This is a genomic window from Streptomyces sp. NPDC048254 (assembly GCF_043201895.1).
Lineage (GTDB): Bacteria > Actinomycetota > Actinomycetes > Streptomycetales > Streptomycetaceae > Streptomyces.
Genome location: NZ_JBICZJ010000013.1, coordinates 144,459 through 171,181 on the forward strand (window position 1 = coordinate 144,459; position 26,723 = coordinate 171,181).

The 26,723-nt window shown below is 70.0% G+C and carries 17 protein-coding genes and 4 pseudogenes; 11 read left to right on the forward strand and 10 right to left on the reverse strand.

What is annotated here, in order from left to right; translation table 11 throughout:
- Positions 1–27: 27 nt before the first annotated feature.
- Positions 28–504 (forward strand): annotated as a pseudogene (locus tag ACGFZQ_RS32725) (C4-dicarboxylate ABC transporter); the annotation flags it as partial.
- 12 nt (positions 505–516) lie between these two features.
- On the opposite strand, the gene ACGFZQ_RS32730 reads toward ACGFZQ_RS32725, so the two are convergent.
- A complete protein-coding gene (locus tag ACGFZQ_RS32730; protein ID WP_393843358.1) occupies positions 517–3,321 on the reverse strand; it encodes a multifunctional oxoglutarate decarboxylase/oxoglutarate dehydrogenase thiamine pyrophosphate-binding subunit/dihydrolipoyllysine-residue succinyltransferase subunit in 2,805 nt (934 codons plus the stop codon).
- A gap of 381 nt (positions 3,322–3,702) precedes the next feature.
- On the opposite strand from ACGFZQ_RS32730, the gene ACGFZQ_RS32735 reads away from it, so the two are divergent.
- The 4 genes and pseudogenes from ACGFZQ_RS32735 to ACGFZQ_RS32750 all read left to right on the forward strand — a co-directional run bounded on the left by ACGFZQ_RS32735 (position 3,703) and on the right by ACGFZQ_RS32750 (position 6,904).
- Entirely contained in the window at positions 3,703–4,071 is a 369-nt protein-coding gene (locus ACGFZQ_RS32735; protein ID WP_393843359.1) for a winged helix DNA-binding protein, read from the forward strand.
- Between the two features lie 874 nt (positions 4,072–4,945).
- A pseudogene (locus tag ACGFZQ_RS32740) lies at positions 4,946–5,308 on the forward strand (sigma factor); the annotation flags it as partial.
- 321 nt (positions 5,309–5,629) lie between these two features.
- On the forward strand, positions 5,630–6,001 hold the full coding sequence (locus ACGFZQ_RS32745; RefSeq protein ID WP_393843360.1) for an SsgA family sporulation/cell division regulator: 372 nt from the start codon (positions 5,630–5,632) through the stop codon (positions 5,999–6,001).
- 54 nt (positions 6,002–6,055) lie between these two features.
- Positions 6,056–6,904: a DMT family transporter gene (locus ACGFZQ_RS32750; protein ID WP_393843452.1), complete on the forward strand. Its 849-nt coding sequence runs from the start codon at positions 6,056–6,058 to the stop codon at positions 6,902–6,904.
- 168 nt (positions 6,905–7,072) lie between these two features.
- On the opposite strand, the gene ACGFZQ_RS32755 is transcribed toward ACGFZQ_RS32750, so the two are convergent.
- From ACGFZQ_RS32755 to ACGFZQ_RS32775, 5 genes and pseudogenes are all read right to left on the reverse strand, one after another.
- The gene (locus tag ACGFZQ_RS32755) at positions 7,073–7,951 is read right to left on the reverse strand and encodes an ABC transporter substrate-binding protein (RefSeq protein WP_393843361.1); all 879 of its coding nucleotides are present in this window, start codon (positions 7,949–7,951) and stop codon (positions 7,073–7,075) included.
- Between the two features lie 160 nt (positions 7,952–8,111).
- Positions 8,112–8,867: an SDR family NAD(P)-dependent oxidoreductase gene (locus ACGFZQ_RS32760; protein WP_393843362.1), complete on the reverse strand. Its 756-nt coding sequence runs from the start codon at positions 8,865–8,867 to the stop codon at positions 8,112–8,114.
- Positions 8,864–9,550, reverse strand: coding sequence for a TetR/AcrR family transcriptional regulator (locus ACGFZQ_RS32765; RefSeq protein WP_393843363.1), 687 nt, complete (start codon positions 9,548–9,550; stop codon positions 8,864–8,866). The genes ACGFZQ_RS32760 and ACGFZQ_RS32765 overlap by 4 nt, the downstream gene beginning before the upstream one ends.
- 48 nt (positions 9,551–9,598) lie before the next feature.
- Positions 9,599–9,844, reverse strand: a pseudogene (locus tag ACGFZQ_RS32770) (3-oxoadipyl-CoA thiolase); the annotation flags it as partial.
- Between the two features lie 62 nt (positions 9,845–9,906).
- Positions 9,907–10,686, reverse strand: a complete 780-nt coding sequence (locus tag ACGFZQ_RS32775; protein WP_393843364.1) for a CoA transferase subunit A — start codon at positions 10,684–10,686, stop codon at positions 9,907–9,909.
- Between the two features lie 355 nt (positions 10,687–11,041).
- Between ACGFZQ_RS32775 and ACGFZQ_RS32780 the strand changes: the two genes are divergently transcribed.
- The 4 genes from ACGFZQ_RS32780 (at position 11,042) to ACGFZQ_RS32795 (ending at position 16,221) form a co-directional block, all read left to right on the forward strand.
- Positions 11,042–12,097 (forward strand): maleylacetate reductase, encoded by a 1,056-nt coding sequence (locus tag ACGFZQ_RS32780; RefSeq protein ID WP_393843365.1) that lies wholly within the window; start codon positions 11,042–11,044, stop codon positions 12,095–12,097.
- Between the two features lie 70 nt (positions 12,098–12,167).
- Positions 12,168–13,037, forward strand: coding sequence for a dioxygenase (locus ACGFZQ_RS32785; protein WP_393843366.1), 870 nt, complete (start codon positions 12,168–12,170; stop codon positions 13,035–13,037).
- Positions 13,038–13,380: 343 nt separating this feature from the next.
- Positions 13,381–13,869, forward strand: coding sequence for a flavin reductase family protein (locus tag ACGFZQ_RS32790; protein ID WP_393843367.1), 489 nt, complete (start codon positions 13,381–13,383; stop codon positions 13,867–13,869).
- Positions 13,870–14,001: 132 nt separating this feature from the next.
- Entirely contained in the window at positions 14,002–16,221 is a 2,220-nt protein-coding gene (locus ACGFZQ_RS32795) for a LuxR C-terminal-related transcriptional regulator (RefSeq protein ID WP_393843368.1), read from the forward strand.
- A 37-nt stretch (positions 16,222–16,258) separates the two neighbouring features.
- Here the strand turns inward: ACGFZQ_RS32795 and ACGFZQ_RS32800 are convergent, their stop codons facing one another.
- A complete protein-coding gene (locus tag ACGFZQ_RS32800; protein ID WP_393843369.1) occupies positions 16,259–17,782 on the reverse strand; it encodes a 4-hydroxyphenylacetate 3-hydroxylase family protein in 1,524 nt (507 codons plus the stop codon).
- A 159-nt stretch (positions 17,783–17,941) separates the two neighbouring features.
- Between ACGFZQ_RS32800 and ACGFZQ_RS32805 the strand changes: the two genes are divergently transcribed.
- Positions 17,942–20,794 (forward strand): helix-turn-helix transcriptional regulator, encoded by a 2,853-nt coding sequence (locus ACGFZQ_RS32805; RefSeq protein ID WP_393843370.1) that lies wholly within the window; start codon positions 17,942–17,944, stop codon positions 20,792–20,794.
- 1,149 nt (positions 20,795–21,943) lie between these two features.
- Positions 21,944–22,348, forward strand: a pseudogene (locus ACGFZQ_RS32810) (glutamate synthase-related protein); the annotation flags it as partial.
- A gap of 18 nt (positions 22,349–22,366) precedes the next feature.
- Here the strand turns inward: ACGFZQ_RS32810 and ACGFZQ_RS32815 are convergent.
- The 3 genes from ACGFZQ_RS32815 to ACGFZQ_RS32825 all read right to left on the reverse strand — a co-directional run bounded on the left by ACGFZQ_RS32815 (position 22,367) and on the right by ACGFZQ_RS32825 (position 26,701).
- Positions 22,367–23,272, reverse strand: a complete 906-nt coding sequence (locus tag ACGFZQ_RS32815) for an NAD(P)H-binding protein (protein WP_393843371.1) — start codon at positions 23,270–23,272, stop codon at positions 22,367–22,369.
- A 233-nt stretch (positions 23,273–23,505) separates the two neighbouring features.
- Positions 23,506–25,014 carry a CoA-acylating methylmalonate-semialdehyde dehydrogenase gene (locus ACGFZQ_RS32820; RefSeq protein WP_393843372.1) on the reverse strand — a complete coding sequence of 503 codons (1,509 nt, stop codon included), beginning with the start codon at positions 25,012–25,014 and terminating at the stop codon, positions 23,506–23,508.
- Between the two features lie 271 nt (positions 25,015–25,285).
- Positions 25,286–26,701 (reverse strand): carboxypeptidase regulatory-like domain-containing protein, encoded by a 1,416-nt coding sequence (locus ACGFZQ_RS32825; RefSeq protein ID WP_393843373.1) that lies wholly within the window; start codon positions 26,699–26,701, stop codon positions 25,286–25,288.
- Between the last annotated feature and the right edge of the window lie 22 nt (positions 26,702–26,723).

Below are 26,723 nucleotides of genomic sequence, written 5' to 3' on the forward strand. Positions count from 1 at the left end.
GTGCATGTCCGCGACCAGCCGGACGAGGTGAACGGCAGGGAGCGGGGCCGACTCGGTCCCGGCTGGTTCGCGGCCGCCATGGGCAGCGGGATCGTCGCCGCGGCGGCCGCCGCCCTGCCGCGCAGCTTCCCCGGGCTCGACGCGGCCGCCACGGTGGTCTGGGCGGGGACCGCGCTGCTGCTGACCGTGCTCGCCGGCAGCTACGTCGGGCAACGGACGCTGCGGGCGCATGCCGGCGATCCGGTACTGGCCCAGTTCTTCGGGGCACCGCCGATGGCGCTGCTCACCGTCGGGGCCGGGACGCTGCTGCTCGGCCGGCGGCTGATCGGGGAGCGTGCGGCGGTGGATGTGGACTGGGTGTTGCGGTCGGCCGGTACGGTGCTGGGTCTCGCCACCGCCTGCACGATTCCGTATCTGATGATCACGCGGCACCGTTTCACGCCGGACGCGGCGTTCGGCGGCTGGCTGCTGCCGGTGGTGCCGCCGCTGGTCTCCGCCGCGACGGGCAGCCGCTGGTCACTGGAAGGCCGACGCCACGAGGGCCTTCTGCTCCACACCGTGCCGGCGGGCCGAGCCGACCGCGGGCGCAGGCGCCTCGGGTCGGCTCACACACTCCACAGCGCGCCGCGCCAGCCGGTGCAGACGCGCCGCGACGAACGACCATGCACCCTGGTTCTCCGGCTCCTCCTGCACCCACCGCACGTCCGCCCCCGAAGGGAAGCGGGCCAGTTCCGCCGCCAGCTCCTCTTCGGGGAACGGGTAGAGACGCTCCACGCGCACGATCGCGGTGTCGGTCGAGCCCGTGGTGTGCCGGTGGGCGTCGAGGTCGTAGTAGACCTTGCCCGAGCACAGCAGCACGCGCGTCACCCGGGCCGGGTCCGCGGTGTCGTCCGGCAGGACCGGGCGGAAGCCGCCCTGGGTGAACTCGGCCGGGGCGGAGGTGGCCGCCTTCGACCGCAGCATCGACTTCGGGGTGAGGACCACCAGCGGCCTGCGGCCGTCCAGTGCCTGCTGCCGGAGCAGATGGAAGTAGTTGCCCGGCAGGGAGGGCATGGCCACGGTCATGTTGTCCTGCGCGCACAGCTGAAGGAAGCGCTCGATCCGGGCGGAGGAGTGGTCCGGGCCCTGGCCCTCCAGACCATGGGGCAGCAGCAGCGTCACTGCGGAGCGCTGGCCCCACTTCTGCTCGGACGAGGCGATGTACTCGTCGACGACCGTCTGCGCGCCGTTGGCGAAGTCCCCGAACTGGGCCTCCCACAGCACGAGGGCTTCGGGGCGGGCCAACGCGTAGCCGTACTCGAAGGCCAGCGCCGCCAGTTCGGACAACATCGAGTCATACGGCGCGAAACCTGCGGCCCGCGGGCCGAGGGAGTGCAACGGCGTGTGCTCGGCACCCGTATGGCGATCGGTCAGGACGGCGTGGCGCTGGCCGAAGGTGCCGCGCCGGGAGTCCTGCCCGGCCAACCGCACCGGGACGCCCTCCAGCAGAAGTGAACCGATCGCCAGCATCTCCGCGGTGGCCCAGTCGACCGCGCCGGTGTCGAGTGTCCGCGTACGCCGGTGGAGCTGCGGCAGGACGCGTGGGTGCACGGCGAAGCCCTGCGGCAGGTCGGCCTGCGAGGCGATCACCTGTCGCATCGTCGCCTCGTCGATCGCGGTCACCGCCCGGCGCGGTGCGCGCGGCGCGGTGCCCTGTCCGGCACCGGTGCCGGAGCCAGGGACATCCTGGGCGGGGTGGGCAGCGGGCAGCATACGAGTCTCGGCGAAGGCCCTCTCAAGGTGGTCCTGGTAGTCGCGGCGGGCACCCTCCACCTGCCGCTCGCTGATGTCGCCGCGTGCCACCAAGGCCTCGGCGTACAGGGTGCGCACCGACGCCCTGGCATCGATGCGGTCGTACATCACCGGCTGTGTGATGGACGGGTCGTCGACCTCGCTGTGACCGTGGCGCCGGTAGCAGACCAGATCGACCACGACGTCCTTGTGGAAGGTCTGGCGGTACTCGAAAGCCAGCCGCGCGACGCGGTCGACGGCCTCCGGGTCGTCGCCGTTGACGTGGAATATCGGGGCCTCCACCATCCGTGCCACATCGGTGGCGTAAGTGCTGGAGCGGCCGCTGGCAGGCGAAGTCGTGAAGCCCACCTGATTGTTGACCACGACGTGAACCGTCCCGCCCGTGCCATAGCCGGGCAGCTGCGACATGTTCAGCGTCTCGGCGACCACCCCTTGGCCGGCGAACGCCGCATCTCCATGGACGACGACCGGCAGGACGCCCGCGGCCCCGCTGTGTTCTGCCGCCAGATCCTGCTTGGCGCGCACCACTCCCTGCGTGACCGGCCCCACGATCTCCAGATGGGAGGGGTTCGCCACGACCGAGACAGCGATCGTTCCGCCCTGCAGAGCGTGGTAAGTGCCCTCCGCGCCGAGGTGGTACTTCACGTCCCCTGAGCCCTGTACGGACTCGAGGTCCACCGCGTCCTCGAACTCGCTGAAGATCTGGGCGTAGGACTTGCCGATGATGTTGGCCAGGACGTTCAGCCGGCCGCGGTGCGCCATGCCGATGACGGCCTCTGCGACACCGTCCTCGATGGCACTGTGCAGCAGGGCGTCCAGCAGCACGACGGCCGACTCGCCCCCTTCCAGCGAGTACCGCTTGTGGCCCACGTACTTGGTCTGCAGGAACGTCTCGAAGGCCTCCGCTGCCCCCAGCCGGTAAAGGATCCGCAGCTGCCGGGCACGGTCCGGTCGCTGCTGCGGGCTCTCGACGCGCTGCTGGATCCAGCGGCGTTCGCGGGAGTCCTGGATGTGCATGTACTCGAACCCGACACTGCCGCAGTAGAACTCCCGCAGAGCGCCCAGCACTTCATCGAGCGTCGTCGCGGCACGCCCGGCGAACCCGTCCACGACGACGTCCTGTGCCGGGTCCACGCCGTGCAGTCCGAACGCGGCGGGGTCCAGTTCCGGATGGGCGGCGGGCTGCGCCGCGAGCGGGTCCGTGCCGGCTGTCAAATGTCCGCGCACGCGATAGGCGTGAATGAGCGCCGCGACCCGGACGGCCCTGAGCGCCGCCTCGTCGGTGTCCTCATGGTCCGGGGCGAAGACGGCGCCCACCGGCCGGGTCGGCGATGTGTCCTGCGCAGCCGCAATGGGCGAGGACACCGCGGCGGCCGGGACTCCCGGGGTCGCGAAGAAGTCCCTCCACGTCTCCTCGACCGAGCCCGGGTCGCGTAGGAAACGTTGCCGCTGCTCCTCCACGACCCATGCGTTGAGTCCGAAATCCAGTCCGTGAAGCACGGTTCGAGCGGTGTCTGATTGCGAGGCCATGGCGTAGAACGCCTTCTTCCCTGTGTGAAGCCCTACGATCGCGACGCAGCCCCGACATCCGTCTGCCCCGCGTGTTCCGTACCCCCGGATCCGGCATCCCGCTTCACAGACCAACCTCTGCGAGCACGTCGCATTGACGACGGTAGATCCCTGAGAGAACGGGGACGGACGGTCCTTCGGGCCACATCAGCCTCATATCGGGACATCGGCCAGACGGCCGGCCGCGGGTGCCGGCGCCGAATGGCGGAGCGGGCGCGGACGACGCGGTGTCCTGATCCGAGGGCTTCACGTCCCACCGGCCCGCAATCGGCCACGCGGGGAACCTGGTTGCGACCATGTGGCCGCGAGCCCGCGGCCGGTAAACCCACCCGGGGAACGAACATGACCGACTTCGATCCGGCGGACACCGCACGGCAGCCTCCACCGATCCTGTGGAGCCTTGGCCTCCTGCACGGCGAGCTGCGGGCACGGCACGGTCTGTCGCTCCACGACTACCTCGTTCTCGGTGCCCTCGCCGGAGCCGACTGTCGGCCTGTGCCCGTGACCCGCTTGACGGCCTTCCTCAAGGAATCAGCGACCCGGATGTCCTACCTCCTGAAGAACCTGCAGGCCGCCGGACTGATAGAACGCAACCGCCGATGCAGAGACCGCAGAACGGTCGAGGTCACACTGACCGAGGCAGGACGTGCCAGGTTCGCCGACGCCGAGAGGACCGCGCACATGCGCCTGCGCCGGCACGTCGTCCTCTGACTGATCCACCCCCAACGGTCGTCAGCCAGCATCCGGTCGTCGTCGGCGCCCAAGGGCTCGGCGGTTCCACTCCCTCCCGCACTCCGGCTCTTCCCGCGCGGACGCCGTCCCCGGACACGAGTCTCCGCCGGTGATGCCATCGGCCCGCCACTGGTGCCCCTGAGGGGCGGTGTGCCGCGTCGACCGGCCTCCGTGGCACTCCGCGCTCCAGGCGTGGGCGACATCCGTGGTGCCCGAGGAGTGCGGGACGGCGGTCTCGGCCCACCACGGACGGTTCAGGGTGACCTTCGGCCTGGCCGCCGCCGTGACCGATCCGGTGACCGTCGCAGTGGTCGTCTCCCGCAGTCGCTTCACCGCCCGCGGCTGGGTCCCTGTCCCTTGATCGAATCTCACGCGAAAGGTCACCTCGGCCTTGCCGACTGCTTATGGGAAAGCCCCGATGCTCGAATGACGGGCACCTCTCTACCGATATCCCCCATACGCGCGATGACGTGACAGGCCAGCTAAATGGATTGTGGAAGTCGGCTGCAGCCGCCGAGGTGTGAATCAGGGGAACATGCCTGTGGCGGGAACGCCCCCGTTTGCTCGTAGACGCTGCAACAAAGACCGGTCGTGATTACGGAAACAATGTTCGGCGGTCCGCGGATGCGAAAAACGGGATTGGGAAAATGGGCAGAGCGGCCACCGAGCGTGGCTCCGCGCAGAGCGGACGTGACGAGCCATCCATCCATGAGCCTTCCGCCGTGACGGGGGGCGAGAGCCGCCGGTACACACCGGATCGACGGCTGAGACCAGGCTGTCGCAACACCCCGAGGAGGAACCATGACCCGTATCGATCCCGTCTCCGAGGCTTCGGCCGAGCAGGCGGCCGTGCCGGCTCTTCACGGCCGAACTGCGCATGACGGGCAGCCCCGTCGACGCCGAAGACCTGCTCCAGGAGACGTACGCGTAGGCCTATGCCTCGTCTCACCAGTTCCGCGGGGGCACGAACCTCAAGGCCTGGCTGTACCGCGTCGTCACCACCACGTTCCTCTACCATCACCGCAGCCAGCGCGACCGACCGCAAGGCGACGACCGCTCCGCCGAAACCGAGGAGTTCGACCACCTGCCCGAAGCGGACGTCAAGGCGGCGCTGCAAGCCGTCCCCGGCACGGTGCTGTCTGGACTGCACCGAGCTCATCGACAACTGCGCTCGCTGCTGACGGGTCACGCCCAGGAGCACCGTCTCGTCCCGGCGGACCGGGTCCGGCAGTGGGCGCAAGCGCCGATGCGCCTGAGGTTCGACCGGGTTCCGCGTGACCGCGCAGGGCGCCCTGACAGGTCCCTGCTCGACAACATCGTCATGACCTCCACGAGTTGTCATCGCCCAGCGCGGTGCAGCACCCACGGACAGCCCTCCGACCCGGTGCCAGGGACAGCCCCGGGCCGGAGGGCGACGCCGGTACCGACCTGGACCAGTCCATGTGCCAACAGCCCTGGAGAGCCGTGGAGAAGAGAGGAAGAGACCTTGAGATCCAGTAGCAGGGTCACCAGCACGGAGCTCCGCGCACTCGCCGTCATGCCGGACGAGTCGGTCGTTCCGGTGCCCACGGAATTGAAGTATCACGCAGGTGATCCATACGCCCTCCGTGCGACCTTCTGCCCGAGCGGCGGTCGGATGGCCGAGTGGCTCTTCGCCCGTGACCTTCTCGCGGAGGGGCTGCGCCGACCCGTGGGTGCCGGCGACGTCCGCCTGAGTCCGACTCGTCGACGTGGACAGGACATGGTACGGATCGGCCTCATGTCGCCGACCGGACAGGCCGAACTCCTGCTTCCACGGCCCGCAGTCGCGCGGTTTCTGCGGCGCGCCGATGCGATGGTGACACCCGGCACGGAAGGCGGCCATCTCGACCTGGACGCCCAGTTGTCGGAATTCCTCGCGGGCCACTGAGCCGGACAGGGAACCGACCGGACCGCTCGCCGACAGGAGGCCATCTTGCTCACCGTGCTGTCACCGGTCCTTGCGCTGCTCGCGGCCGCAACCAACGCTCTGGGAACCGTCATGCAGCGTCGGGCCGCGACGCTCGTCCCCCAGTCGGGCGGTCTGCGTATCGGTCTGATGTGGGACCTGCTGCGCTCGCCGGTCTGGCTGCTGGGCATCGCAGGGGTCGTCCTCTCGGCGACGTTCCAGGCAGCCGCGCTGGCCACGGGTGCGCTGGCGGTCGTACAGCCGCTCTTCATGCTGGAGTTGCCGTTCGCGTTGTTCATCGCGAGCCTCGTCTTCCGGCGCCCCATGACCCGGGCCGGCTGGCTGCCGGTCGCCGGCATGGGGGCCGGCCTGTGCGTGGCGCTGTTCGCGGCCGCGCCGACCGGCGGCACTCTTCAGGTCCCCACATCGCGGTGGACGACGGTGATGACGTGCTGTCTGGTCACGGTCGCGGTGCTGTGCGCTATCGCGGTCAAGCTCCCCACAGGGCGGCCCCGCGCTGCCTGTCTGGGCATGGCTGCGGCCGTGGCCTACTCCCTCACGGCCGCGCTGATGAAGTTCTCGACCGCCGTTCTCGGCCTTCGAGGCATGACCGCCTTCTTCACCGCATGGCAGACGTATGCGTTCGCCGCACTCGGCTTGTGTGCTCTGTTCCTGCTGGAGAACGCCATGCAGTCCGGCCCCCTGGTCGCCTCCCAGCCGGCGCTGACGCTCGGAGACACGTTGGTGAGCCTTACCCTGGGCGTCACCCTCTACGGGGAAAGGCTGCGAGGCGGCTGGTGGCTGGCACTCCAGATCGTCGGGCTCATGCTGGTGGTGCGCGGTGTCGTACGCCTGTCGCGGCTGCGCTTGGTGGCTGTTCCGTAGGGACGGGCGTGCCGAACGAGATGCCCTTTGCGGTGTGCACGCGGCGGGGGAGACACACACGGGACCCCGTCCACACCGATGTCGGGCGGTCTCACGGACAGGGAGGACCGCACCCGCGAAACGGCGTCCATGGCACGGATTCATGGACGCCGTTTCGTGAACCCGCCTCTAGGACGTGGTGGTTGCGGTGCGGTAGAACTCGGCCGCGGTGACGCCGGCAGGGACGCCGAGTTCGGCGGCGACCGCGGTGATCGCCCTGTCGCCGACGGCCGGATCGGCTTGGCCGTCGAGGGTGAAATGCGGTGCGATGTAGGTGCTGTAGTGGGCTCGCGCCTCGTCCGCCGTCTGCCCGCCCAGGAACGTCCGCATGTGCCGGACCGTGGTGTCGGGGTCGTTGTGGATCACTTGCAGGGCGCGCCGGTGCGCGCGGAGGACGGCCTGCACGGCGGGGCCGTCCGGGTCGGTGTAGGTGGGGTCGACGGCCAGGCCCACGGTGGGGATCTGGAAGTGGTCTCCGATCCAGGCCAGTACATTCCAGCCGTGTTCGGCGGCCACGGCCTCCGGTGCCATGGTGCTGCCGACCAGCGCGGCGTCGATCTCGCCGTCGCGCAGCCGGCGTAGGTCCATGCCGTAGTCGCCGGGCGGGCGGACGAGGGTCTTGATGTCACGGTCCGGGTCGAGGCCTGCCTTGCGCAGTACGATCCTGGTGAAGCATCCCGGTGCAGTGTGCGGGGCGTGTACGGCCAGCCGCCGGCCGGCCAGGTCGGACAGTGAGGTCAGGCCGGAGCGGGCGAGGAACCAGAACAGCGGCCGGTGGGTGTTGACGTTGAGCCCGACCCAGGGGGTGCCGTCGGTCAGCCGGGACAGCAGTGCCCGGCCGAGCCCGATGGTGGCGCAGCGGCGCAGCCGCTCCTCGTCCCAGGTGCAGCCGTCGCGCAGTGCCACATGGACGCCCTCGGCGGCGTAGAAGTCCTCCTGGTCGGCGATGTAGGCGGCCAGTTCCTCGTGCAGGCCCCGTCCGACGTAGGCAAGATCGATCGTGTGCATGAGTGCTTGTCCTTGATCGTGTCACCGTCGTGCGGCCGGGCCCGTGGCGGGCGCCGCGGTAGCCGGGCTTCCTGGCTCGGGTGACGGTGTACCGGATACGGTCCGGCCGTCGGCCGGACCGGGACCGAAGGGCCCCGCGTGCCGGGGCGTCGGCGAGGCGTCAGTACATGGCCATTCCGCCGTTGACCGCGGCCGTGGTGCCCGTCATGAACGCGTTGTCCTCGGCGGCGTAGAAGGCGACCGCCTGGGCGACGTCGGCCGGGTGTGCCAGGCGGCCCAGGGGAGTGGCTGCCACCTGCCGCTGTCTTGTCGCGTCGTCCAGCAGGTTTTCGGTGGTACGGGTCTCCACCGGCCCAGGTGCGACGACGTTGACGGTGATGCCCTTCGGGCCCAGTTCCTGGGCGAGGTACCGGGCGAACTGCTCCAGGGCGGCCTTGGACGTGCCCAGCGCGATCATGCCCTCCCGGGGCCGGCGGCTGAGGCCGGTCCCGATGTAGACGATGCGCCCCCAGCCCTGTTCGGTCATGGCGGGCAGGACGGCTTTGGTGACCGCGAAGGCCGCGTGCATCTCGGCGTCGATCTTGCCGCCCAGTTCGTCCCACGTCATGTCCTGGAACGACTTGACCACGTACGGGATCAGCGCGTTGTGCACCAGTACGTCGATGCTGCCCCATGCGGCCCCGACCCGCTCCACCAGGCTCTCGACCGCCGCCACCTCGCGCACGTCGGCCTGCACGGCCATGGCCTGGCCGCCGGCGGCCTCGACATCGGCCACCACTTCCTCGGCCGCCTTGGCGCTGCTGAGGTAGTTGACCACCACGCGCATCCCACGCGCGGCCAGAAGACGTGCGGTGTCCGCACCGATTCCGCTGCTGGCCCCCGTCACCAGTGCCACCCTGCCGGTCGTCCCGGTCATGGGCCCACCTCCTTTTCGTCGTCGCGGGCCGTCGGAATGACCGCCCCGAGTCGTCGTTCGCCGTCGATCGCGGCGCCGGGGGAGCGGATCGCCCCGTACAGCACGGTGTCGACGGTCGCCCGCAGCAGATCCGCCGCGGTCCATTCCAGTTCGTACGGCAGCCGGGAGGTGAACAGCCGCTCCAAGGCGCCGCGCGTGATCTCACCGAGGAGTTCGGGCGGTGCCGACAGCACTCCCTGCCGGTGACCATCCCGGAACAACTCGTCGACACGCCGGTAGATCACCGCGTCCACACGTTGTTCCACGTACCGGCGCAGCATCGCGTCGCCGCCGCGCCCCGTGGCGAGCTGTGCCGCGCCGATCCGCTCAAGCTCGGTGCCCGCCGCTATCAGGAACCGCTGGACCCGCACACTGAACGGCTGCCCTTCCGCGTCCTCGGCCGCCGCCACCAGCGTGCGCTGCACCGCCGCGAACTGCCGGTCGAGCACTGCGGCCAGCAGGCTGCGCTTGTCCGGGAAGCAACGGTAGATCGTCTTCTTGCTCATCCTGAGCTCACGCGCGAGATCGTCCATGCTCACCCGCGCCGAGCCCGGCGCGAAGAACAACCGGCCGGCTGCCTCCACGATCGCCTCGGCGCGCTGCCTGTCGTCTGCGGAAACTCCTGAAACTAGATTAGTTTCCATAGTTTTCATCGTGGGCGCCTCTCTGCGTACTGTCAAGGCATGTCGTCGTCAGCGTTCGAGGACCAGAGCGAAGCCTTGTCCGACGCCGATGCAGAGGGTTGTGATGCCGGTGCAGGAGCCGCGGCGGGCGAGTTGGTGGGCGACGGTGCCGGCGAGGCGGGCGCCGGAGGCGCCGAGGGGATGCCCGAGGGCGATGGCGGCGCCCTGCGGATTGAGGATCGCGGGATCGAATCCGGGCCATTCGACCAGGCACCCCAGGACCTGCGCGGCGAAGGCCTCGTTCAGTTCCAGCACGTAGCTGACGTCCTTCAGCTCGCGTGCAGCCCGGGCGGCCATCTCCTCACGGCTCCAGGCCATCAGTCCGTCACCGGTCTCCGCGCGGCGGACACCGACACCGTGCGCTGCTCGATCTTCTTGTCCGCCGCCTGCTCCGGGGTGAGCGCCACCACCCGCTGCACGAAGATCCCGGGCAGATGTATCGAGTCCGGATCGACCGCGCCGGGTTCCACCAGCTCCTCCACCTCGGCGACCGTCACCCGTCCCGTCATCGCGGCCAACGGGTTGAAGTCGCGGGCCGACCTGCTGAGCACCAGGTTGCCGTGCCGGTCGCCCTTGGTGGCCCTGACCAGCGCGAAGTCGGTACGGATTCCGCGCTTCAGTACATACGCGACGCCGTCGAAGGTCCGTACCTCCTTGGGCGGCGAGGCCGGCGTCACCCCGCCCGAGCCGTCGTACCGCCACGGCAGTCCGCCGTCAGCCACCTGCGTGCCCACCCCGGCCGGGGTGTAGAAGGCGGGAATCCCCGTACCTCCGGCCCGTAGCCGCTCGGCCAGCGTGCCCTGCGGGATCAGCTCCACCTCCAGTTCCCCGGCCAGATACTGCCGCGCGAACTCCTTGTTTGCCCCGACGTACGAGCCCGTCACCCGCCCGATCCGGCCCGCCGCCAGCGGCACCGCCAGCCCCGACCCCAACGCACCGCAGTTGTTGGAGACGACCGAAAGCCCCGACACCCCTCGGTCGAACAGCGCCTGGATCAACACGTTCGGCACACCGCTCCACCCGAACCCGCCCGCTGCCAGCGACGCGCCGTCGGGCACATCCGAACCGCCATCTCCATCACTCTGCCTTTCGCCCATGCGGAGCCGCCGAACGCCGTTTCCGTAAGGGAGTGAACAAGAATTCGCCCGGACCCTGTCACGGCTTTCGGGAATTATGGGAATCGTGGGAGTGAATCCGCCGAAGACGGGCCCGTTTGCCACGCGTCTGCCCCGGCCGACGCATGCGAACACGGTCCAACGCCCCGTCCTGCGCGGGCATCCCGCAGATGAGTGATATCGGAGGCCGCCCCCAGCGAGGTGCAGGGGTGCATGTCGCGTGAACTGGGTATTCCGGCGCCGATCCGCGTTATCCCCCATGGATTCCGTTGACGCACTTCGTCCCGGTGGTGACGCTTCCTTTCATCAAAGGAGCCGCAGGACCGAGGGAATCATCGTGAAGAAATTCGTGCATCGGGGACAGATCACCAAGGTGGTCTTCGGCAGCGGTACCCGCAGCCGTATTCCCGAAGAGGTCGATACTCTCGGATGCCGCCGAGTGCTCGTCCTGTGCACGCCCGACCAGGCGGACCAGGCCGCTCAGACCGGCGGACTGCTGGGTGCGGCAGCCGCGGGAACCTTCGCACAGGCGGCCCCGCACACCCCTGTCGAGGTCACCGAGAAGGCGGTCGCGTACGCCCGGTCCGTGGGAGCCGACGCGGTGCTCGCCATCGGCGGCGGCTCCACCATCGGCCTGGGCAAGGCGATCACCGCACGGACCGGCCTTCCGCAGCTGGCGCTGCCCACCACGTACGCCGGCTCGGAGATGACACCGATCCTCGGAGAGACCGAAAGCCGCAGGAAGACGACCCGGCGGCTACCGGAAGTCCTGCTCAGGACGGTGGTGTATGACGTCGACCTGACGCTCACCCTCCCGCCGGCGATATCGGTGGTCAGCGGCATCAACGCCATGGCGCACGCCGTGGAGGCACTCTACGCACAGGACCGGGACCCGGTCGCCTTCCTGATGGCGGGTGAAGCACTCGACGCCCTCACCCGGTCGCTTCCCCTCGTCGTGCGGCATCCGGACGACAGGGAGGCGCGGGCCGACGCGCTGTACGGAGCGTGGCTGGCGGGCACGTGTCTGGGCACGGTGGGCATGGCCCTGCATCACAAGGTGTGCCACGTGCTGGGCGGCACCTTCGGGCTTCCGCACGCCGAGACCCACGCGGTCGTCCTGCCGCACGTCATCGCCTACAACGCCCCGGCGGCCGGCGAGGCCATGGCACGCATCGCGCAGGCACTGCCGGGGGACGCCCCCGCGACCGCCCTGTACGACCTCGCTGGGCGGCTCGGCGCGCCCAGGGCACTGCGGGACCTCGGCATGCCCGAATCGGGGATCGACCGGGCGGCCGAACTCGTCGTGCGCGACGGCTACTGGAATCCGCGTCCCGTGGACCGGAGCACCGTCCGTGCCTTCCTGACCCGGGCCTGGGCCGGGGAGACGCCGTAGATGCCACCGGGCCGCCCCCACTCCCGGACCGACTCCGTCACCGGACACTCACTCACCACAGGAGGACGCCATGCGTGATCTGACCAGCGACACCATCACCGGAGCCGTGATCTCGACCATGGGGGACACCAAGAACCCCCGGCTCGCGGAGATCCTGGGTTCAATGGTGCGGCACCTCCACGCCTTCGTCCGAGAGGTCGGACTGACGGAGGAGGAGTGGGCCCGGGGAGTGGACTTCCTGACGCGCACCGGGCACACATGCACGCCGACGCGGCAGGAATTCATCCTGCTGTCCGACGTGCTGGGCGTCACGATGCTGGTCGACGCCCTGGGCAGTCAGCGCCCTGCCCAAGCCACTCAGAACAGCGTCCTGGGCCCCTACTTCAGGGAGGACAGGCCGCGGCACACCGACGGCGCCGACATCTCCGAAGGACTGCCCGGCGTCCCGTTGTTCTTCGAGGGACGGGTCGTGAACGGCGGGGGAGCGCCCGTGGCCGCTGCCGCGGTGGACGTCTGGCACAGCGACGCGGACGGCCACTACGACATGGAGGTGCCCGGTCAGGTCGACCCGGCCATGCGCGCGCTGTTCCGAACCGACGAGACGGGACACTTCAGCTTCCGCTCCATCCGCCCGTCCAGTTACCCGATACCCGGGGACGGCCCGGTCGGCGAACTCATGAGCGCGACCAGCAGGTCCCTGATGCGTCCCGCCCATGTGCACCTGCTGATCGAGGCCCCCGGATTCCAGCGGGTGACCACCATGCTGTTCCCGTCCGACGACGCGTACCTGGACACGGATCCGGTGTTCGGGGTCAAGGAGTCGCTGCTGGAGGCCTACGACACGTACGCGCCCGACGAAGGTCCCTGCCGCGGGCTGACCGACGTGCCGTACACCCTGCTGTGCCGCACCTTCGTCCTCGAACCGCTTCCCGCGGTCTGAACTCGTCGACGCGCAGACGCGATCGGCCATGGCATCCGCGGGAGGAACCCGCCCTCTCCGGCGGAGCGGCCGGCGTCGCACACGTCACCCCGGTCGCCGGAACTCCGCTCCGCAGGGCGTGGGCGAGTCCCAGGTGCGGGACTGCCACGGACGAGTGCCGACGACTCGGCGAAGCGCGAGGCGACCTGCCCGCCCGACGACCTCACGTACGTCACGAGGCAGCCGCCTACGTCCTCGGGCCTGTTCGAACGACACGTCCGTCCTCACGCCCATCGCGACCGGGAGCCATTCCCTAACCCCGTGCAACAGACCGACACCCTTCCCGACTCCCACGGAGGTTCCGATGACTGAAATCCTCGACATGACGGTCGATTTCCGAGCCACGATGAGCCGGCTCGCCACGGGTGTCAGCGTGATCACCACACGCTCCGGAAACACGCCCATCGGTATGACCGCGAGCGCCGTGTCCGCCCTCTCGCTGGACCCGGTCCAGCTACTCGTGTGTATCAGCAACCACCTCTACACCAGGACCGCGATCGTCGAGCACGGCCGCTTCGCGGTCAACGTGCTTGGCGAGGAGGGTGAGCCGCTGGCGCGGAACTTCGCCGCCTCCAAACCCGACAAGTTCGCGGGCGTCGAGACCATCGACGACTACGGCGTGCCGGTGCTGAAGGACGCCATCGCGGCCGTCGTGTGCGAAGTCGCCGAGGCGCTTCCCGGCGGTGATCACACCATTTTCGTGGGTGACGTCCGCTATTGCTCACACCGGGCGGACAGTCGGCCGCTGCTCCACTTCGCCGGTGGCTTCGGCGCGCTCAGGGCTGCGCTCTAGCCCTGGCAGGCCTTCGAAGGGAGCCGCTGCGGGCCCCATGACATACCCGCCACCGCCCCCGACATCCGACTCGCGAGGCGAGCCACGGCCGTCGGGGGCTCCGCTCGTCCCGACCACTCCACGGAAAGAGCCATGACCAGCTCCGTGCCAGCCTTCAAGCTCCGCGCTCCGGCCCAGCCCCCGCATCTCCTGTCCCGCCCGCGTCTGCTGCGCCGGCTGGACGTGGCGACCGAGCCCGTGGTGGTCGTCTCCGCGCCGGCCGGTGCCGGAAAGACAGTACTGCTGACCGAGTGGTCGCGTGGCTCGGCGGCTCACGGCCAGTTCGCCTGGCTCAGCCTGGACGCCCATGACAACGCCCCGGACCGGCTCTGGGCGGGCATCCTGGGGGCCTTGCGCCACGCACGGCCCGAACTGCCCGCTCACCTCGATGACGGTGAGTGGAGGGTCGACGCATGGTTTGAGGAGATCCTGCCGAATCTGGTGACCGGGCTGGGCGCGGCGGGGCCGCTCACGCTGATCCTCGACGGACTGGAATCCATCACGGACACCGACGCGATGCGTACCCTGGCCGACTTCCTGACCAGACTTCCGCACGGCTTCCGCATCGTGCTGTCGACGCGGCACATCCCCGGAAGCCCTCTTCCGACGCTGCGCGCCCGGGGCCTGACCGCCGAACTCGACCAGCGCGACCTGGCCTTCACCCCCGAGGAGGCCCGGGCAGTGCTCACCGAACTGCTCGGATCCGCCCCGACCCCGGAGATCTCCGCCGCCCTGTACGAAGCCACCGAGGGATGGGCGGCGGGGCTCTGCCTCGTGGGACGCACGCTCGCCCGTTCGGCGGACGAGGCCGACACCAAGGGGGCCATGGCCCGGGGCAGGCGAGCGGTCACGGAGTACGTGGCCGCCGAGGTCCTCCACCGGCTCACCACCGAACAGCGCCGGTTCCTCCTGCGCACCAGCGTGCTCGACCAGTTGAGCGTCGGGCCGTGCCAGGCCCTCGTCGGGGAGCGGGCCGGCGTCCTGCTGCACGAGCTCGCACGGACCGTGCAACTGCTCGTGCCCGTCGCCGCCGAGCCGTCGGCATACCGGCATCACCGGGCACTGTCGTTGCTGCTGGCCGAGGTCCTCGAGGCCGAAGCGACGCACACCATCGTGTCCTTGCACCGGTCCGTGGCCCAGTGGTACTCCCGGCAGGGGCACACGACCGCGGCCGTACGGCACTGGATGCTGGGCGGCGACGAGTCCGCGGCCGTCGCGTCCGTCCTCGAAGGCTGGGAGAAGGCGCTCTCGGCGGGCCGCGGTGCGCAGGTCTCGCAGTGGCTGGACCTGCTGCCGCCGCGCACGGTGGCCGCCGACGCGAGACTGTGCGTCGTGGCGGCGATGGCGGCGCTCTCGGCGGGCACCCCGGAAACGGCCCGGCGCTGGCTGGACGTGGCCCGGCTGAGGCAGACGGGGCGGCAGACGGTCGGCGAAGGCAGCACGGTGTCCGATGCGGCAGCCGTTGCTCAGGCCGTGGCGTGCTGTCTGCTGGGGGAGGTCCTGACGGCCGACCGTCTCGGCGAGTCCGCCGTCGCCGGCACCCTTCCGCTGACTTCCTGGCGGGCGCTGGCCGGTACGGCCCGTGGCGCCGCTCTCCTGTGGACCCGCAGATACGAGGAGGCGGAGGCGCTGCTGGGGGAGGCGACCCGCGACGCGCAGGCCGCCGGGCACGGCTTGGCGCTCGTCCGCACGCTGGGTCTGCGCACCGTGTGCGCGCTCCTGGCCGGACGGCACGAACGGGCACGCATCCTGAGCGACGAGGCCCTCGGAGAGGTCGCGACGCTCGGCCTGGACCGCCACTTCGTCTCTGTTCCCGCGTACATCGGCCGGGCCGGGCTCCTCCTCGAAGAAGGGTTCGTCGATGAGGCGGAAGCGGTACTCGCCGACGCGGAAGCAGCGCTGGCGGGCTCGCCCCGGACGGAGGGCGAACCCCATGTGCGTGCGTTGTGGCACTTCATGCGATCACGGCTCGAGAGCGCACGGCGCGCACCCGACGCGGCACGAGAGTCCCGGCAGGCCGCCGAACGAGCGGTGGCCCGGTGCGAGTCGCCCGGACTGCTGACGGACCTGCTCGGCCGGGCCGGCGAGGACACCGTGGTGCCCGCCGCTGCGCCCCGCCCCCAGGACCTGTCGCTCGGTGAGCGCCGGGTGCTGCGTGCGCTCTGCGGCACGCTGACACTGCGTGAGATCGCCTCCGAGCTCTATGTGTCCCACAACACCGTCAAGACACAGGTACGCGCGATCTTCCGCAAGCTCGACGCACACGACAGAAGCGAGGCGGTCGCCAGGGCCCGGCAGTGCGGTGTGCTGTGACACGGGCCCCGGCGTCCTGCCCCCGGACGCCCTGCCCCTAGGCGTCCTGGCGTGAGGCGTCCTGGCGCCGGGCGTAGTTCGCCTGGGCCTGGTACGCGGACTCCTCCTCGCTCACGTTCTCGATGCCGCACACCTTGCGGGCGAGGTCGGCCATGGCACCGTTCGGGGACATCTCGGCGCGCTTCATGGTGAGGGTGCGGATGGCCAGCAGGGGCGTGCCGTTGAAGTTCTCGAAGACGCTGATGCGGTCGCCCCAGTCGGACAGGAACATGTCGCGGATCACCCGGCTGATCTTCAGCCGGTCATGAGGCCTGCCGACCGGTCCGGTCTGCAGCGCCTCCAGCCACGGGCGCAGTTCGGGCCGCTGCCACTGCCCCTCGGTGGGGTAGATGAGCGCGGCCCGGCCGGCCAGGTCGATGAGCTCGTGGACCATCTCGCCGATGTGCTCGATGTAGTACGCCCGCCCGAAGTCGAACATCAGGACGTTCGGCTTGTGGATGCCGCCGGGGGTGAAGAACCCTTCGTCCTCGGAAGCGATCACATGCGCCTTGAGTGTCTGCAGGAAGCCGGCGAACCGGGCGATCCGTGCCTGGACCGGCGGCAATTGGTAGGTGCCGATGTGCTCGGTGATCAGCAGCGCCAGACCGAGCATCAGTTCGGCCTTCACCATTGCACGCACCAGCGAGTGGTAGTGCAGCCAGTCGAAGACGCGCTGCGGATACAGCGACGCGTGCTGCGGGTTGCCGATGTGGAAGACGCGGTTCCAGGGGATGAGGACGTCCTCGAAGACGATGATGCTGTCCAGCTCGTCACCCTGCGAGGCGAGCGGGTGCTCCACCTCCTCACCGTCGCGGACGTTGCTCTCGCGGCAGATGACGGTGACCCCGGGGGTGTTCGGCTTCACCGCCCCGTAGATGATCTGTTCGGCGACGATGCCGGGGCGGTAGAAGACGCCGATGTGGATCACGTCCCCGAAGGCCGCGCCGGTGCTGATGGCCTTCACGCCCCGTACGGTGATGCCCTCGTCGGAGGTGCCCACCACCCGCAGGGCGGGGGATTCGGCCTGTGCGGAATCGCGCGAGCGGTCCGCCTGCGGGTCGACGAAGGCCGGCGTCGCGTTCAGGTCACCGTTCCGTACCTCGTTCCAGAAATCGAGGATGCCCTCGGTGAGGTCCCTCCCGTCAGCCCCGACGGACTGGCTGCTCCACGGCTCCGGGTCGTCGACGTAGGTCAGCAGGACGTAGTTGTTGACATCCGGTGTGCGCGGGACCGCCCCGCCGCCCAGTTCCCGCTGCACCGTCTCCAGGTAGATCCGCTTGCGCCGCAGGTCGTCCTTGGAACGGTGCTGGAACCAGGTCATGGACCGCCGCACACCGTCCTCGTCCACGAACGTCATGACGTCCTGGAGCTCCGGCCGGTGGTGAAGGTCGTAGAAGGCCGCGATGCTCCGGGCGTACGCCCGGGTCTTCGGGTGCGTGGCCACGTTGTCGACGAGGTCGTCTCCCACCCACACCTTGCGACCGTCGTTCAGCGCCGCAAGGTACTCCTTGCCGGTACGCATGTCGTGCTCCTCTCCGGGGGACAGCGATCTGGATGGCACGGAGCATGCGTCGCGACAGGGTGAGCCGACGGCGCCGGCGCCGCTTTCACCCGGGTGAAAGCGGCGGTCACGGCTGAACTGACGTTGAGGGCGGATGAGCCCTGCGCCATGCTGGGCCCCATGCACAGCACAGACCCCACCGGCGACGGGGCCGAGGGGCGCGGGAACCAGGACAGGACGGGACTGCGCCTGCGGGGACGGGACCGCGAGGTCACGGCTGCCCGTGAGGCGCTGGACGTGGTGCGTGGCGGACGCGGCGCCTGTGTTGTCGTGGAGGGCGCCGCCGGCGCCGGCAAGACCCGGTTCCTCGCGGAGCTGGACCGGATGGCGCGGCGGTCCGGGTTCGACGTGGTCTCGGTACGGGCCGACGAGCTCGACCAGTACGCGGCAGGAGCAGCCCTGCAGGCCGCCCTGCAATCCTCCGACGGTTCCCACCGGGCCGTCGCGGAAGCCGGCGACCAGCGGCTCTGGCTGCTGGACAGCATCACGGACGCTCTGGAGGACCGAGCCCAGCGCGCTCCGGTGGCCGTGCTGGTGGACGACGCGCAGTGGGCGGATCCCGCCACGCTCTTCGTGCTGCGCACCCTGCCCGGACGACTGGCCGCCTCGCGGATCCTGTGGGTGCTGGCGGTGCGGTCGGACACCGAGCGGCTGATCGTGTCCAGAGTGCGGGAGGACCTGGAGCGCCTGGGAGCCCGATGGCTGACCCTCGGCCCCCTGCCGCAGCAGGATCTGGAGCGCATTGCGGCCGATGTCCTCGGGGTTACGCCGTCACCCGGACTGGCCAGACTGCTGCGGGGCGTCGCGGGCAATCCCTTTCTCGCCATCGAACTGGTACGCGCCTTCGGCGACACGGATGCCGGCAGGATGGAGGCGGGTGAGGCGAGCCTTCTGCATGACGGCATCCCGGTCAGCTTCCGGCGCAGTGTCGCCGCGCGCGTGGACCGGCTCCCCGAGGACGCCGTGCGCCTGCTCCAGATCGGATCCGTCCTCGGCCGCGAATTCGACCTCGGCACGGCAGCCCGGATGCTGGGCAGGCAGGTCGGCAGCCTGCTGTCGGGTGTCGAAGCCGCGCTGAACGCCGGTCTGCTCTCGGGCGACGGCCCACGGCTGGCCTTCCGCCACGACCTCGCACGGCAGGCGGTCCACGACGACCTGCCCCTGGCCGTGCGGACCGCCCTGCACCGGGAAGCGGCCGAGAGCCTGCGCGGCACGGGAGCACGGCCGGCGGAGGTGGCATGGCACGTCGTCATGTCGGGCGGCCCGGTCGACGACGATGCCGTGACCACCATGACCACCGCCGTGCGGGACATGTCGTCGTCGGCTCCCGACGCGGCGGCGGATCTGGCCCAGCGGGTGGCCGGCCTGCTGTCCCCGCACGACGGGCGCCGTATCGCCCTGCTGACCGACGCCGCCGAGTACCTCGGCCGCACCCGCCGGGTGCACGAGGCGCTCGATCTGGTCGACGCCACGTTGCCGGAAGGCCTCGAACCCCTGCAGGAGGCCCGTCTGCGCCTGGTGGCCGCCGAGATCCACCAGGCCTCGGGTGACGACGCCGCCGCGATGACGCACCTCCAGAAGGCCCTCGGCCTTCCCGGGCTGCCGTCCGACCTGCGGGTCCGGCTGCTGAAGACCAAGGCCACGGGCCATGTCTACCTGGGGGACGTCACCGCCGCCGAGCAGACCGGGACCGGGCTGGTCGAGGCCTCCTACCGCAGTGACGACCCGGCCGTCATCGTCAGCGCCATGGTGTTCCAGTCACAGGCGGACTTCTACCGCGGGCACCTGGACAGCGCCCTTGAACTCGCCGAGGAGGCAACCCGCCGCGCCGCCACCCAGCCCGCCGCGCTCTACCTGCGTCCCCCGCGGATTCCGGCACTGTGGCTGGCCACCGTGCTGACGGTCACCGACCGGCTCGCCGACACCGAGCGGATCCTGCGGGAGGGACAGCGCGAAGCGGAGGCGCTGGGCCTCGGCTGGTCACTGTCCCACTGGCACGCCGCACGGGCCTGCGCACTCCTCGAACAGGGAGCCCTGGACGACGCGGCCGTGGAGGCCGAGGCCAGTCTCATGGTGGCGGACGAACTCGAGGTCACACCGGTGAATCCGCAGGCCCGTTCCGTACTGGCGCTGGTGGAGATCAGACGCGGTGACCTCGCCAAGGCCGCGGACCACCTCCGCGCCGCCGAAACCGGTTCCGGCACTAACGTCCAGCGGTACGGTCCCTGGGTGGCCCTCTCGCGCGCCTGTCTGGCGGATGCCGAGGGCGAGGGCGGCAAGGCGGCGGCGGCACTCGAGGCGAGCTTCGCACGGAATGAGCCGACCCGGCTGCTCGCGCTCGCCCCGTCCCACTGGCCGACGATCGTGCGTATCGCCCTCAGTGGAGAGGACCGTTCGCTCGGCCAGGCCGTGTCCGGCGCACTGCGCAGCCTGACCGTGCAGAACGAGACCCGGCGGATCATCGGAGCGGTCCGCGCCCACGTGGACGGCCTGCTCGACCGCGACCCCCGTGCACTGGAGACCGCCGTAACCGGCTACCGGAGCAGTGGCAGGCCGCTGGCCCTGGCAGGGGCCTGCGAGGACCTCGGCGAGCTCATGGCGGCATCGGCCGATACGACACAGGCGATCCCGTGCCTCGAAGAGGCGGGCCGGCTGGCGTCGGCCTCGGGAGCCGGCCGTGATCAGGAACGGATCAGGCGGCGTCTTCGCCGACTCGGCGTGCGTACCGCCCCCGTGCGGAGCTCCTCGGTCGGACCCCAAGGGCGGGGGGATCTCACCGAATCCGAGCAGAAACTGATTCCGCTCGTCGTCGAGGGGCTCACCAACCGGGCCATCGCCGACCGGCTCTATGTGTCCGTGCACACCGTCAACACCCATATGAAGCACATCTTCGCCAAGCTCGGTATCAACTCGCGGGTCGAGCTGACCCGGCTGTCGATCGAGCGAGGCATCGGCGCCGACGAGGACGGCTGAACCGTGCACGAGCCGGCCGGCCGAATCTTCTCGTGCCTACCGCGGGCCGAGATCATGCGCAAGGTCCGCGACGCTGAGTCCCATCGCGTCATCGAGCGACAGGTGCGACCTGCGGACGCGGATGGACATCTTCGGGTGATCACGTGATGACCATCGGCCACTGGCCGACACGCAATGAGGTCGGCGAGTCCTTCATCAATCACTAGATTGCGCGATGCCCCGGGCGCGTCTCATTCCAAGACTTGTGGTGTCAGCGTATCGCTACCGCGGCATCCCTACCCCTGTCGGCGCGGCCGTCTCCGGCAAGGGCGGGTGTCGGTGCGGATGAGCACTGACAGTCGCCTGAGTCACCAGATCGCGCGATGCGTACAGTTCCTTTCGGCCTGCTCAGCCCAGAGGGCTGATATCGCTGCTTTGCCTTGCCTCGGGGCGTGGAGGGCCGGGATGTCCAGGCGAAGGAGAAAAATCGAGTTCGTAGGCTCGCGGTTGGCGGTCGCTCGGATCTGCCGGGAGTCGGCCGGACACGGAATCGCGGTCCTGATCGGGCATTCGCTGGGGGCGCAGCCGTGCTGGCCGCCCGCACCGGATACCCGAGACAACGGCGGTGGCCACCATCGGTGCGCCTGCGGACCCGGAGCACGTCGTGCACACCTTTGGTGGCAGGCGGGAGGAGATCGAGCGGCACGGGAGACGGGGGTGAGTCTTGGGGCCGCGTGTTCCACCTCCGTCGGGAGTTCCTCGACGACGTCGCCGCGCAGCCTCAGGCCGAGCGTTCCGTCGGCTGCGTCACGCGCTCCTGGTACTGCACTCGCCGATCGACGAGACGGTGGGTGTGGAGAACGCCCAGCAGGTCCTCGACGCGGCACGGCCCCCCAGGTCCTTCGCCGCGTGTGATGCCGCGGGGACAGCTGTGCGTTTCGCGCGCGACCGGAATTGCAGAGATCGCATTTGTCGGAGCCGTGGCACTCGCATTCGGGTCCTTCGCGTCGACCGGTTCTCCCTGGTGAGAGTCGGCCGCCATGCTGTGCGCGGCGTTGGCGGGGTGGGCACCCTTTCATCGAGCACAATGACGACGGCCGTCCGTACGGCAGCTGTGGGTCCGCACCGGTGCTCCGGACTGCGCCAAGCCCTACGGCACGGCCCTGTTCAATCAGGATCGGCGCCAGCGGCAAGGTGGCCACTGGAGCCGACATCGTCAAACGCTTGGTGAAAGGCGCCGATTTCACCCACGCGGCACGCGCCATGATGTTCGCGATCGGATGCATCCAGGCGCGGAGGTGTCACATCAACACCTGCCCCGCCGGAGTCGTGACACAAGGGCCCCGCCGTATCGGCGCGTTGCGCGTCGAAGACAAATCGGTTCCGGTCCCTCGCTGGGCGTGAGCGGACCGGCCGAGCTCCGCCCGCACATGCTGCGTCGGCGAGTGGATCCCGTCACGGTCCGCCCCTACGCGGAGCTATGAGCGGCTGGCCTCCGGGCAGTTGCCGATCGGGCCGTCCGCGTCCTGGGCGGCGGATCGGCAGGGCGCCGCCCCCGACCGATTCGCCGCCTGACAGCGATGGCGCTCAGCTTCAGCCCCGCCTGGGCGCGTCGGTGCCGCGCGCGGTGTTCGGTGCGGGCCACCAGGCTGCGTCCGAGATCGGGGTCGCCGGTGAGCCGGTGAGCCGCGGGACGATGTCGGTCACTGTGGAGACCTCACCCTTCTCCATCGCCTGGTACCACGAGATCCAGGTTTCGATCTGGGTCCCGCTCATGCCCCGTCGCCATCGTCGTGCGAAGGCTTGCTCGGGGGTCTCGGGTTCGTAGCGGTAGGACCGGCCGGTGGCTGCGGCGATCCGGGTGACCGCTTCGTCGAGGGTCAGGGCCTCGGGCCCGGTGATCTCAAGGGTCGCGCCGTCGTGCTCGGAGCGGGGACCCTCGTCGAGGACGACGGCGGTGATCACGTCTGCGATGTCCTCATGGGTGACGAAGGCGGCCCGGCCGGTCGGTGCGGGGCCGCTGACGACGAATTCCTCGTCGGCGAGGGCGGCCGGTGTCGACGTGTAGAAGCCGGCCCGGAGCACCGTGTGGCGGATCCTGGCCTCTGCCAGGAACTGTTCGGTCAGCCACTGGTCGCGGGCGTTGAGGTACGTGGCGGTGGGCGCCGCGCCGACGAGGGACACATACAGGACCCGGTCCACGCCGACCGCGATCGCGGCCTCGACCGCAGTGGCGTGCTCCTCCAGTCGGCGGCCCGTGCGGTGTGCTGAGACCAGGATGAGGGTCGACGCGCCCTCGAGCGCCTCGCGCATGGCGTAGGCGTCGGCGTAGGCGGCCGGACCGCGTCGCTGGGCGCCAGGCAGTTCGGGCATGCGGTCGGGGTTGCGCCCGACGAGGAGTTGCGGGACGCCGCGGTCGGCGAGGCGGGCCGCGATCCGGCTGCCCAGCGCCCCGGTCACCCCGGTGACCGCCACCGTGGCGTGGTTCTTCTCGGACATACGTCTGCCTCCATCCGGGCCCGCGGTGATCGCGTACCCCTCTTCCCATTGCGTCTGGCGAAAGAGATCTTGCCTCCGGCTGCCTTCCCCGGTTGGGCGATGGCGTGGTGCCTCGCCGCCACGTGAGCGTCACTGTTCCCGGTAATCCGACCGCCCGGCCGCCGGGTCGCCCCGGGGCCAGGCTTGTGGCCGCACCGGCAACCTGGGGGGCCGAGCAACTGCTTGAGCGGGCGTCAGCGGGACGCGGGGAAGCCCAGGTCCGGACCGGAGGCCGTCTCGGCAGCATCAGGCCAGCGACTCGTGATGACCTTGCCGCGCGTGTAGAAGTGCACGGCTTCGCTGCCGTACATGCGGTGGTCGCCGAAGGCCGAATCCTTCCAGCCACCGAAGGAGTGGTAGCCCACCGGCACCGGCATCGGCACGTTCACGCCGACCATGCCGGCCTCGACCTCCAGCTGGAAGCGGCGGGCCGCGCCGCCGTCACGGGTGAAGATCGAGCTGGCGTTGCCGTACGGGGAGCCGTTGATGATGGTCATGGCCTCCTCGTAGGTCTCCGCGCGGAGCACGCACAGGACCGGACCGAAGATCTCGTTCCGGTAGGCGTCCGAGTCCGTGCTGACCTTGTCGAGGAGCGAGACACTCATCCAGTGCCCGTTCTCCAGGCCCTCGACGGTGAAGCCTCTGCCGTCGAGCACCACGTCGGCTCCCTGGGCGGCCGCGCCCGCGACGTAGTCCGCGACCTGGTCGCGGTGCGCCTTGGTGATGAGCGGGCCCATCTCGGATGTCGGGTCGTCGCCGGGTCCGATCTTGACCTTCTTGGCCCGCTCGGCGATCCGGGACACCAGCGCGTCGCCCGCCGAGCCGACCGCGACCACCACGGAGACCGCCATGCAGCGCTGGCCCGCGGAGCCGTAGGCGGCGGTCACGGCGGCTTCGGCGGCCGCGTCGAGGTCGGCGTCGGGCAGCACCAGCATGTGGTTCTTCGCTTCGCCGAGGGCCTGGACACGCTTGCCGCCGGCGGACGCCCTGGTGTAGACGTGGCGGGCGACCGGCGTGGAGCCCACGAACGACACGGCCGCCACGTCCGGGTGGTCGAGCAGTGCGTTCACCGCGACCTCGTCGCCCTGCACGATGTTGAGCACACCGTCAGGCACGCCGGCCTCGGCCGCGAGCTCCGCGAGGAGTATGGACGCGGACGGGGCCTTGCTGCTCGGCTTGTGCACGAAGGTGTTCCCGCAGGCGATCGCCATGGGGAACATCCACATGCTGATCATCGCGGGGAAGTTGAACGGTGAGATGCCGACGATGACACCGAGCGGCTGGCGGACCGACGCCACGTCGATCCGGCTCGACACTTCCGTGGACATGTCGCCCTTGAGTGCCATGCCGAGCCCGCAGGCCAGTTCGACGATCTCCAGGCCGCGGGCCACCTCGCCCAGCGCGTCCGCGTGGGTCTTGCCCTGCTCGGCGGTGATCAGCGCGGCGAGGTCGTCGCGGCGCGCGTTCAGCAGCTCGCGGTAGCGGAAGAGGATCGCGATCCGCTGCGCGAGCGAGGACGTGCGCCAGTCGGCGTAGGCCTCCTTCGCCGCGGCGACCGCGGCGTCGACCTCGTCGGCGCCGGCCATGGCCACCCGCGTGGTGACCTCTCCGGTCGCGGGGTCGGTCACGGGGCCCCAGGTGGCTGAGGCACCCGAGACGTCTCCGTAGGGTTTGCCTGCGATCCAATGGGTGACGGTCTTCATCGGCGGAACTCCTTCGAGGATGACGGCGCCGGGCCGCGAGGTTCCTGTCGCTGCACCTCAGGGGCCTTGGCTGTGTCCGGACCGGGCCGCGTTCTCGGTCAGTGGCACGTGCCACTGCGGCCACGCGGGCGGGACTGCTGCTGATATGGAATCTATTGCTCCGCGTGCCGTGTTGCGGTGGATCCGAGGGCCGGGGCGTGAAGTGCCTCCCTCGTGTCCCGCGCTGTGGTGGCCCGGGTCACCAGATGCCGAGCGGCAGTCGGTCAGCTCTTCAGGATCCGCGTCCCGTGGGTTCGAGATCGAGGGGTTGAGCCGCCGCGCGAGTCGTTCCGTCGCGCCGGTCGTGCAGGGTGAAGTCGGCCCGGACGGCCACACCGGACTGCAGGAGCTTCTGGTGCACCAGCGGGTTGCGGCCGGGGTACGAGACCACCACGTTGATGTATCCCTCGGGCAGACCGGTCACGGCGTACTCGCCCCGCGCGTTCGTCGCGGTTCGCACGACCTGCCGGCCGCTGGTGTCCATGACGGTCACTGCGGCATGGCGGACGGGCTGCTGTTCGCCGTCGTGGACGGTGCCCTCCAGCATCGGCAGCAGCTCGCCGAAGTGATGGGGGCGTACCGGAAGCGCCGTGGGCACCGGGGCCTCCATGGAGGGGTCCTCTACCGGCGGTTCCGGAATGTCCTCCTGCTCGTCCTCGGCTCCCTGCCGTGCGGTCGTGCGGTGGTGCCGCCACGCGTCAAGAGCCAGCAAGGTCATACCTGCCGCGATCCATGCGCACAGCACGAGGGCCGGCTGGAGCACGCCCGCATTGTCGAAGTACAGGACCCCTCTCAGGCCGTCGACCGCGTTGCCCAGCGGCATGACGGTGTGCAGGCCCTGGAAGAACCTCGGCAGCAGCTGGACGGGGACCAGGCCGCTGGAGGGAACGCTCAGCACGATGTACAGGCCCAGACCCGCGAGCGGGAAGAAGTGCTTGACGAAAGGCGCCATGCCGAGGGAGAACGTGCCCACCGCCGTGGTGAGCAGGAAGGCGATCGCCAGGGCGGCGGGGGAGTCGGGCAGATAGCCCAGCCCCACGCCCACGAAGAAGCCCACAGCGCTGAAGATCGCGGCGAAGCACGCGACCGTCAGCAGTTTCTTGCGGCGGTTCAGGGTCACCGCCCGCAGCAGGGACGTCGCGAGGATATAGCCGGGTATGTTCCAGGCGATCGCGAAGTACACCGGGGTCGTGCCGAGTCCGTCCTTGCTCACGGTGGGCGCCACGTCCGTGATCGTCAGCTTCTGGTGGTTGTGCGCCGCAAGTTGGCTGAAGCCCTTGGCCAGGGCCTGCTCGAGGCTCACCCCGTTGGCTCCGGCCACGTAGAGCACGGCGTGTTTGCCCTGCGCGGCGAAGCCGGCCACGGCGTCCCGGTCCAGTACCGCCCGGCGGGCTTCCCGGGCGTCTGTCACGGCGGTGACGTCGAACGCGCCGGGATGCTGCCGCTGCAGAGCGGTGTCGACCTTGCGCGTCACCGGGGCACCGGCGATCACGAGTTTCGCGTGGACGGGCTGAGGCTGGTGGAAGGCCATGGGGAAGGAGAACAGCAGGCCGAGGAAGAGCAGGGCCGGGATCATCAGGGTCTCGGCCAGGACTTTGACCAAGGTGACACCGGGGGGACGCTCGGTCCGGTGCTTCACATGCTTCACAGAACCACCTCCCGGGCGCCCG

Coding starts and splice junctions, on each gene's coding strand:
- ACGFZQ_RS32730 (WP_393843358.1), bottom strand. CDS start 3,321: ATGGCCTCGCAATCAGACACCGCTCGAACCGTGCTTCACGGACTGGAT.
- ACGFZQ_RS32735 (WP_393843359.1), top strand. CDS start 3,703: ATGACCGACTTCGATCCGGCGGACACCGCACGGCAGCCTCCACCGATC.
- ACGFZQ_RS32745 (WP_393843360.1), top strand. CDS start 5,630: ATGCCGGACGAGTCGGTCGTTCCGGTGCCCACGGAATTGAAGTATCAC.
- ACGFZQ_RS32755 (WP_393843361.1), bottom strand. CDS start 7,951: ATGCACACGATCGATCTTGCCTACGTCGGACGGGGCCTGCACGAGGAA.
- ACGFZQ_RS32760 (WP_393843362.1), bottom strand. CDS start 8,867: ATGACCGGGACGACCGGCAGGGTGGCACTGGTGACGGGGGCCAGCAGC.
- ACGFZQ_RS32765 (WP_393843363.1), bottom strand. CDS start 9,550: ATGGAAACTAATCTAGTTTCAGGAGTTTCCGCAGACGACAGGCAGCGC.
- ACGFZQ_RS32775 (WP_393843364.1), bottom strand. CDS start 10,686: ATGGGCGAAAGGCAGAGTGATGGAGATGGCGGTTCGGATGTGCCCGAC.
- ACGFZQ_RS32785 (WP_393843366.1), top strand. CDS start 12,168: ATGCGTGATCTGACCAGCGACACCATCACCGGAGCCGTGATCTCGACC.
- ACGFZQ_RS32790 (WP_393843367.1), top strand. CDS start 13,381: ATGACTGAAATCCTCGACATGACGGTCGATTTCCGAGCCACGATGAGC.
- ACGFZQ_RS32795 (WP_393843368.1), top strand. CDS start 14,002: ATGACCAGCTCCGTGCCAGCCTTCAAGCTCCGCGCTCCGGCCCAGCCC.
- ACGFZQ_RS32800 (WP_393843369.1), bottom strand. CDS start 17,782: ATGCGTACCGGCAAGGAGTACCTTGCGGCGCTGAACGACGGTCGCAAG.
- ACGFZQ_RS32805 (WP_393843370.1), top strand. CDS start 17,942: ATGCACAGCACAGACCCCACCGGCGACGGGGCCGAGGGGCGCGGGAAC.
- ACGFZQ_RS32815 (WP_393843371.1), bottom strand. CDS start 23,272: ATGTCCGAGAAGAACCACGCCACGGTGGCGGTCACCGGGGTGACCGGG.
- ACGFZQ_RS32820 (WP_393843372.1), bottom strand. CDS start 25,014: ATGAAGACCGTCACCCATTGGATCGCAGGCAAACCCTACGGAGACGTC.